Origin of the sequence: Streptomyces katrae (genome assembly GCF_000966975.1) — a bacterium.
Classification (GTDB): Bacteria; Actinomycetota; Actinomycetes; order Streptomycetales; family Streptomycetaceae; genus Streptomyces; species Streptomyces katrae.
In genome coordinates this window covers 1-1,184 of sequence record NZ_JZWV01001178.1, presented here as the reverse complement: position 1 = coordinate 1,184, position 1,184 = coordinate 1, and the positions used below count along the sequence as shown (strand labels likewise).

Annotated in this window: 1 protein-coding gene; it reads right to left on the bottom strand. The window is 70.4% G+C overall.

Going from position 1 to position 1,184, the window contains the following annotated elements:
* On the bottom strand, positions 1-1,053 hold a 1,053-nt coding region (bioB, locus tag VR44_RS34525), incomplete at its 3' end, for a biotin synthase BioB (RefSeq protein ID WP_045951593.1).
* Between the last annotated feature and the right edge of the window lie 131 nt (positions 1,054-1,184).

Below are 1,184 nucleotides of genomic sequence, written 5' to 3'. Positions count from 1 at the left end.
GCCGCACACACCGCCCCCGTGCGCCGCGGCCGCGGCCTCGGCGGCGTCCGCGCGGTGCGCGGGCAGGGTGGTGGTGCCGGCGCCCTCCACCTCGAAGCCGGCGTCCGCGATCATGTCGAGGTCGGCCTGGCCCGCCTGGCCCTCACTGGTGAGGTAGTCGCCGAGGAAGATGGAATTGGCGATGTGCAGGGCGAGCGGCTGCATCGAGCGCAGGTGCACCTCGCGGCCGCCGGCGATCCGGACCTCCACGTCCGGGCAGACGAACCGGACCATGGACAGGATCCGCAGGCAGCGCTGGGGGGTGAGGTTCCACTCCTTGGCCAGCGGGGTGCCCTCGAAGGGGATCAGGAAGTTGACCGGCACGGAGTCCGAGTCCAGCTCGCGCAGCGAGAAGACGACGTCGACCAGGTCCTCGTCGCTCTCGCCCATGCCGGCGATCAGGCCGGAGCAGGCCGACAGGCCCGCCGCGTGGGCCTTCTGCACGGTGTCGACGCGGTCGGCGTAGGTGTGCGTCTTGGTGATCTGGCCGTAGGTGGCCTCGGAGGTGTTGAGGTTGTGGTTGTAGGCGTCCGCACCCGCGTCGCGGAGCTTCTCGGCCTGGCCGTCGGAGAGCAGACCCAGACAGGCGCAGACCTCCACGCCCTCGTTCTGCTCCTTGATTGCGGCGATGGTCTCGCCCACGCGGGCCACGTCGCGGTCGGTCGGACCGCGCCCGCTCGCCACCAGGCAGACCCGCTTGGCGCCGCCCGCGACGCCGGCGGCGGCCGCGGCGGAGGCCTCGTCCGGCTTCAGCCACGTGTACTTGAGGATCTCGGCCTTCGACCCCAGGCGCTGGGAGCAGTACGAGCAGTCCTCGGGGCAGAGCCCCGACTTCAGGTTGACCAGGTAGTTCAGCTTGACGCGCCGCCCGAACCACTGGCGGCGCACCTTGCCGGCCGCAGCCACCACGTCGAGCAGTTCGTCGTCGGAGGTCGCCAGCACGGCGAGCGCCTCTTCACGGGTCGGCAGCTCGCGCCGCAACCCCTTGTCCACCAGGGTGTTCAGCAGGTCCATGGGCCCGATCCTGTCGTACGCGACCACTCGCGGCCAAGGAGAGATCGAACAACATGGCCGGAAGGGAGTGTGTGGATGGCCACACCGGACTCTCGGGTCACGTCCGGATAGGGTCGAGCAGATCTGTCGAC